General features: G+C 63.2%; 10 protein-coding genes and 2 tRNA genes. 6 read left to right on the top strand and 6 right to left on the bottom strand.

What is annotated here, in order from left to right; all coding sequences use genetic code 11:
- Positions 1-216 (bottom strand): hypothetical protein (locus ENZ74_RS35160; protein ID WP_127312904.1); only part of this gene is annotated, 216 nt, incomplete at its 3' end.
- Between the two features lie 179 nt (positions 217-395).
- Here ENZ74_RS35160 and ENZ74_RS18295 point away from each other — a divergent pair.
- From ENZ74_RS18295 to ENZ74_RS18305, 3 genes are read left to right on the top strand one after another with little or no spacing between them, the layout of a single operon-like run.
- Positions 396-710 (top strand): hypothetical protein, encoded by a 315-nt coding sequence (locus tag ENZ74_RS18295; RefSeq protein ID WP_244514287.1) that lies wholly within the window; start codon positions 396-398, stop codon positions 708-710.
- The gene (locus ENZ74_RS18300; RefSeq protein WP_013532438.1) at positions 707-988 is read left to right on the top strand and encodes a helix-turn-helix transcriptional regulator; all 282 of its coding nucleotides are present in this window, start codon (positions 707-709) and stop codon (positions 986-988) included. Before ENZ74_RS18295 ends, ENZ74_RS18300 begins: the two co-directional genes overlap by 4 nt.
- A 39-nt stretch (positions 989-1,027) precedes the next feature.
- Complete coding sequence (locus ENZ74_RS18305; protein WP_013532439.1) at positions 1,028-1,309, top strand: hypothetical protein; 282 nt, start codon at positions 1,028-1,030, stop codon at positions 1,307-1,309.
- An 86-nt stretch (positions 1,310-1,395) separates the two neighbouring features.
- On the opposite strand, the gene ENZ74_RS18310 is transcribed toward ENZ74_RS18305, so the two are convergent.
- Together ENZ74_RS18310 and ENZ74_RS18315 are read right to left on the bottom strand one after the other, a co-directional pair.
- A tRNA-Arg gene (locus ENZ74_RS18310) sits at positions 1,396-1,472 on the bottom strand.
- 47 nt (positions 1,473-1,519) lie between these two features.
- On the bottom strand, positions 1,520-1,825 hold the full coding sequence (locus tag ENZ74_RS18315; protein ID WP_013532440.1) for an ETC complex I subunit: 306 nt from the start codon (positions 1,823-1,825) through the stop codon (positions 1,520-1,522).
- Positions 1,826-1,965: 140 nt separating this feature from the next.
- Here ENZ74_RS18315 and ENZ74_RS18320 point away from each other — a divergent pair.
- Both ENZ74_RS18320 and ENZ74_RS18325 read left to right on the top strand, forming a co-directional pair.
- Positions 1,966-2,042, top strand: a tRNA-Pro gene (locus ENZ74_RS18320).
- Between the two features lie 102 nt (positions 2,043-2,144).
- The gene (locus ENZ74_RS18325) at positions 2,145-2,426 is read left to right on the top strand and encodes a hypothetical protein (RefSeq protein WP_013532441.1); all 282 of its coding nucleotides are present in this window, start codon (positions 2,145-2,147) and stop codon (positions 2,424-2,426) included.
- A gap of 36 nt (positions 2,427-2,462) precedes the next feature.
- Here ENZ74_RS18325 and hdaA read toward each other — a convergent pair whose 3' ends face one another.
- From hdaA to ENZ74_RS18340, 3 genes are read right to left on the bottom strand one after another with little or no spacing between them, the layout of a single operon-like run.
- On the bottom strand, positions 2,463-3,167 hold the full coding sequence (hdaA, locus tag ENZ74_RS18330) for a DnaA regulatory inactivator HdaA (RefSeq protein WP_013532442.1): 705 nt from the start codon (positions 3,165-3,167) through the stop codon (positions 2,463-2,465).
- A gap of 1 nt (position 3,168) precedes the next feature.
- Positions 3,169-4,371, bottom strand: coding sequence for an AI-2E family transporter (locus ENZ74_RS18335; RefSeq protein ID WP_013532443.1), 1,203 nt, complete (start codon positions 4,369-4,371; stop codon positions 3,169-3,171).
- A 1-nt stretch (position 4,372) separates the two neighbouring features.
- Positions 4,373-4,900, bottom strand: coding sequence for a CDP-alcohol phosphatidyltransferase family protein (locus tag ENZ74_RS18340; RefSeq protein ID WP_127312905.1), 528 nt, complete (start codon positions 4,898-4,900; stop codon positions 4,373-4,375).
- A gap of 238 nt (positions 4,901-5,138) precedes the next feature.
- Here ENZ74_RS18340 and purM point away from each other — a divergent pair.
- A partial coding sequence (gene purM, locus ENZ74_RS18345) for a phosphoribosylformylglycinamidine cyclo-ligase (RefSeq protein WP_127312906.1) occupies positions 5,139-6,106 on the top strand: 968 nt, incomplete at its 3' end.

A 6,106-nucleotide genomic window follows, 5' to 3' on the forward strand; every position in this document is an offset into this window, starting at 1 on the left:
GAGCGTCGGTTCACCCAGCGCATCGACGACAAAGGATGCCGCGATCAGGTCGTCGGCATCGAGACGCAGGGAGCCTCCGTCGCCTCCCATGGCTGAAGCCACTTTTTGAAAGGTCTTCATTTCGTATTCCGTGATCCGGGCGTCCTGCATCCTGGCCCTGAGATCGGCAATGCGCCGATCGAGGGCCGAAGATATCCCTATTTCTCGCTTCGACATGGCAACACTCCTCCCCACCCTTGTTTGCCTCCCGCCTGTCCACTTTTATATGAGGGTCCGCGAATACAGCGGGCCGAACGCGCCGTGCGCGGGAAGGTTCCGAAAAGGCCGAGTAACGAAATAATACGCTGGCGCCGAGCCACGCCCGCGGACTTTTCTATATCAGACGCAGCTAATCCTTGACGCCGGCAGATGCCGCCCCAGAATCAGAGCATGGCAATAAAGTCGGCGACGAGGTGGCGGTCATGGCGACGGTGCTGAAGCGCGTCACGAAGGACCGCGTCAGCGTGTCGATCCCCGGTCTTCCGCATTCGGTCATTGATCCGGCAACCAGGCTGACCAGGGGCCAGCAGATGGAATTATCCGGCGACGTTAAGCGGATCGACGGCGACAAGGTCACGGTGTCGCTCGGGACAATGGTCACGGTGGATCTGGACAAGGCGGGCCTGGTGCAAAGCCGTGTCCCACCGAAGCGAAGGACCGTCAGGATGTGAACAAGCGAAGCGCCACCGTCTCAGGGACCCAACCCCTTACACCCCAGCAGTGCAGAGCTGCACGAGCGATCCTGAAGTGGTCGCAGGTGCGACTCGCCGCGAAGTGCGGCCTCAGCGAAGGAACGATTGGCAGTTTTGAGAGCGGGCGAAGGATTCCCAGTCCCGCCAAGCTGGCTGCCATCCGTCGAGGCTTGGAGGCAGCGGGCGTGGTTTTCATCGATCAGAAGACCGCAGTGACAAAGAGCGGTCCGCCTCGCGAAACTATTAGTGGAACATAATTTAGACATCGCTGTTAGGCCGTAAATGGGAGGCGCGCGATGTCACAACATGAAATCGGCATTGTTTCGGACTGGTCGAAATTGGTGGCGGACGATCCTCTGATCGCCGCCGATATAATCCAGCGCCTTTCTGTGCGCGCTTGCAATGACAACGCTGCCACCGCCGCCGACGTCCCGTCGCCCGGCACCGAAACATTTCGGGGTCCCGACATAACCAGCCTCGCAACACCCACCGAGTATCCTCGGCCGATCGTGCTCCTAGCGACGATCTATGCGTCGACGGTCCTGGGGGTAACGCTGCTTCTGGCGGCGGCGGTCTGAGCGCACGAGGCCTGATACCGCTCTCTGAAAGCCCGTGTCTCCGGTATAAACCGTAACCTATGTGTCCGGAACGGACCGAAAGGCTTTGGCGATCCCGACAGGATTCGAACCTGTGACCATCGGCTTAGAAGGCCGGTGCTCTATCCAGCTGAGCTACGGGACCGCTGGCCGGCCCTTGGGCCGGCTGGATATTCTGGCGCCGGGCGCCGTTCAATGCGTCCAGGGCGTCCTGCGGTCATAGCGGAAATTCTCCGCATAGGAAATCTGGCGGCGCTTGGTCTCTTTCGGCTCTTCGACGCGGAAAGCGAGCCCTTGCTTTTCGGCGTAGGCGACCGCCTCTTCGCGCGTGTCGAAGCTAAGCCTGATCTGGCTTCTCATGTCTGCCGACGTCGTATAGCCCATCAGCGGGTCGATCTTCTTGCGCGACTCGGGATCGAATTCCAGCACCCAGTAACCGGTCTTGGCCTTGCCGGACTGCATCGCGGTTTTGGCTGGGCTGAAAATGCGCGCGGACATGGCCACCTCGTTGTTGTGCAAGGCAGCATCGCCACCCTTCGCCCGTCATTACTGCGCAATGCGCACGGCGGCAAGGTTTTTGCTCTCGCAGGTTTTTGCACTTGCCATGCACCACCGAAATGAATAGGCAACAGACCGTTCGGAGTGTAGCGCAGCCTGGTAGCGCATCTGGTTTGGGACCAGAGGGTCGGGAGTTCGAATCTCTCCACTCCGACCATCCCCCCACAGCCCAATGCCCGGCGCAGCCATACGGTTCACTTGCTGCGGCACCGGCCGTGTGTCCGGCAGCCGCGGGCGGTTCGGCAAACAGGGGGGTCAGATGCTTGGAATCGATGCCTGGGTGTCGCTTTTCGGACCGGCCTACTTTGCCTATGCCGGCATAACGGTTCCGGTCATGGTGACGTGGGCAATTGCCTGCGCCGCACTGGCGATGTGGAATAACCGTGAAAGCCGCAGACAGGCGAGGCAGGCCCCGGGCGCCGTGGTCTCCCGCTCCTGGCGTGTCAGTATCGGGATGTTTGTGCTGGTCGCCGCCGGCTATATCGCCGCTCACTCTGCCGTCTATCTCGCAGTCCGTCATTTCGCCAGAATGTGGCTCTGATCGCCAGAATGTGGCTCTGAGACCGGCCTCTCAGGCTCAGATCTCGAACTCGCCCTGCCCTTCATCCATGGCACTGACGGTTTCGGCTGCCAGCGCCCTGGTGATCGGCGTCTTGCGTTCGAGCGCGGTCCGGTCGAGCCGCTCCACCACGCGCATCGCTGTCGCCAGCGAGCGCTCGATGCGGCGGACCAGATATTGCACGACATGCGGTTCGACCTCGATCTGACGGTCGGCGAAGAGTTTTGTGATGACGCCTGCCAGCAGGAGATCGTCGGGCTCATGAATTTCGACTGTCGCAGCCGCCTTCAGCCGCGAGGCAAGATCAGGCAGGCCAACACCCCAGGCCGAGGGAAAGCGGCGCGCCGTCAGAAGCAGTTGCGAGCCGGCACCACGCACCGCATTGATCAGATGGAACAGGCCTTGTTCGTCAACCGTCCCGGTATCGACATCGTCGATCAGCGCCGGCCGCGCGCCGAGATTGGCGATGCTGTCGCCGATGCGCCTGGCGTCGACCGCCGCCGCATTGGCACGCGCGCGCCAGATCGAGGCCAGATGCGTCTTGCCAGAACCCGCGGGACCGGCCAGCACCACCACCGGCGATGGCCAGTCCGGCCAGCGGTCGACCAGCGCAACCGCCTGGTTGTTGGTGCCGGAGACGACGAGTTCGTCACGCGAATAGCCGGTGCCATGGCCGAGGTCGAGCGGCAACTGGCGCGGCGGGTCGGTTGGCTGGGCAGTCACTTCAGCGACGCGGTTGCGTGCGGTGGCCGCCGCCGCGATCGGCCGGAAGCTGCGGCACAGGTGCCGCGCCGCGACCCTTGTAGAGCGGCGATTCGAGATAGCGGGCTATTGCGAACCGCACCAGCACGGCGACGGCGGCCGAAGCCGGCACCGCGATCAACAAGCCGACGAAGCCGAACAGCGCGCCGAAGGCAAACAGCGAAAACATCAGCCATACCGGGTGCAGGCCGACGCTCTTGCCGACCAGCCGCGGCTGCAGGATGTTGCCCTCGATGAACTGGCCGATGAAAAACACGACCGCGACCGCGACGATCATCGTCCAGTCCGGCCAGAACTGGACGAAGGCGACGCCGACGGCCAGCACCAGCCCGGTCAGCGAGCCGACATAGGGGATGAAGGAAATCAGCCCGGCGAACAGGCCGATGAGGATGCCGAAGTTCAGTCCGGTCAGCGTCAGCCCGGTGGCATACATGGCGCCCAGCACCAGGCACAGCGTGCCCTGGCCACGCACGAAGCCTGCCGTGGCGGTGTTGATGTCCCGTGCGATGGCGCGCACGGTCTGGACGTTGTCGCGTGGCACCCAGCCGTCGATGACCGCCACCATGCGGTCCCAGTCGAGCAGCATGTAGAAGGCGACCACCGGTGTCACCACGAACAGGCTGACCACAGAAACCAGCGCCATGCCGGAACTCCACAGCGAGGTGAAGACGGTGGTGACAAAACCGAAGCCGGAGGTCAGCAGCGAATTCAGCCCGTCGCGCAAGCTATTGGCGTTGACGCCGAACTTCTGCTCCAGCCATTTCGGATCGAACGAGGTGATCAGGCTTTGCAGCCGGGTCAGATATTCCGGCAATTTGCCGGCGAAATCGGCCATCTGCGTGGCCAGAACCGGAATGAGGATGACAAAGGCCAGGACCAGCACGATGAGGAAGGTGATGAGGATGACCACCGTCGCCATGAAACGCGACAGGCCGAGCCGCTGCAGCCGGTCGGCAACGGGATCGAGGAAATAGGCAAGCACCATGCCGGCGACGAAGGGCAGCAGGATGGCGCTGAAGACATAGAGGAAAAGCGCCAGCAGCGCGGCGCCGGCCAGCCAGAAGAAGATCTGGCGGCGAAAGGTCGCGGACGCGGCGATGTCGGCGGCCGCGGCCTCGATCGCCGCCGCTTCTGTCTCGGATGTCCGGAGTGGAGCCTTCGTCATGTCAGCTCATGTGCCTCAGCCAAGTCACGAGATAGGCTGCGGCCGAAGCCACGGTCAAGACCCCGGACAGCAATATGAGAACCGGCCTCAGCGGGTCGAGATGAACCGACAGGGCAAGCTCACCCAGCACAACCGCCGCCAGCACGATCTGGATGGCGGTGTTGGCCTTCGACACGAAAAGCGGTTTCATCTCGACCGGATGGGCCATGACGGCGGACAGCAGGACCGCGCAGACGATCAACGCGTCGCGCGACACCATGGTGACGACCAGCCACAGCGGCAATTGCCCGATGAGGCCCATGACCACGAACACCGAAACCAGCAGCAGCTTGTCGGCGATCGGATCGAGATAGGCGCCGAGCGTGGACTGCTGATTGAAACGGCGGGCGATGAAGCCATCGACGCCGCCCGAAATGCCGGCGACGAGGAACCCGGCAAAAGCCCAGTCCCAGCGCGCCTGCAGCATCGCCAGCACCACCGCCGGCACCAGGACAAGGCGCAGGATGGTGATCAGGTTGGGGATGGTCAAATGCCTGGCACCTCCTCTTGGTCGGAGATAGATGATGAAGATGGCGGGTGGCAACAAGGGAGGAGCTGCCGATCTCCCCGCACGGGAGCGGCCTTCAGCTTGGCTTTCGCCAATCACGAGCGCCTGTACGTGCGCGCTGTCCACGGTTTTGTAGGCCGAGATGGCCGTTATCCTTGCGGACAGAAACCGTTCATGCGAAGAGCCCGCGACAAGGAAAATTGCTGAACGGGCACCAGAAATGAGCAAGCGCGACGTGAACAAGCGCAAGAACGGGCTCACCTATGCCGAGGCCGGTGTCGATATCGATGCCGGCAATCTCATGGTCGAGAAGATCAAGCCGCTGGTGCGCGCGACGCGCCGGCCGGGCGCCGATGGCGAGATCGGCGGTTTCGGCGGCCTGTTCGACCTCAAGGCGGCCGGGTTTACCGATCCGGTGCTGGTGGCGGCCAATGACGGCGTCGGCACCAAGCTCAAGATCGCCATCGATGCCGGCAAGCACGACACGATCGGCATCGACCTCGTCGCCATGTGCGTCAACGACATCGTCGTGCAAGGTGCCGAACCGCTGTTCTTCCTCGACTATTTCGCCACCGGCAAGCTCGATCCCGACCAGGGTGCCGCGATCGTCGGCGGCATTGCCGAGGGCTGCCGCCAGGCCGGCTGCGCGCTGATCGGCGGCGAGACCGCCGAGATGCCCGGCATGTATCACGGCAACGACTACGACCTCGCCGGCTTTGCGGTGGGTGCCGCCGAACGCGGCCAATTGCTGCCCACCGATGACATTGTCGAAGGCGACGTGCTGCTGGGCCTGGCTTCCTCCGGCCTGCACTCGAACGGCTATTCGCTGGTGCGCCGCATCGTCGCCGTCAGCGGTCTGTCGTGGAGCGATCCGGCACCGTTCAACGACGAGGCCACTCTGGCCGAAGCACTGCTCGAGCCGACCCGCATCTACGTCAAGTCGATTCTCAAGGCGATCCGCAACACGCATGGTATCAAGGCGCTCGCCCACATCACCGGCGGCGGCTTCCCGGAAAACATTCCACGCGTGCTGCCCAAGGATTTTTCGGCCGAGCTCGACCTCGAGGCGATCGACGTTCCTCCCGTGTTTTCGTGGCTGGCCAAGACCGGCGGCGTGGCGCCGGAAGAAATGATGCGCACCTTCAATTGCGGCATCGGCATGATCCTGGCGGTCGCGTCCGGCCAGGC

The organism is Mesorhizobium sp. M7A.F.Ca.CA.002.15.2.1 (assembly GCF_003998715.1).
GTDB lineage: Bacteria > Pseudomonadota > Alphaproteobacteria > Rhizobiales > Rhizobiaceae > Mesorhizobium > Mesorhizobium ciceri.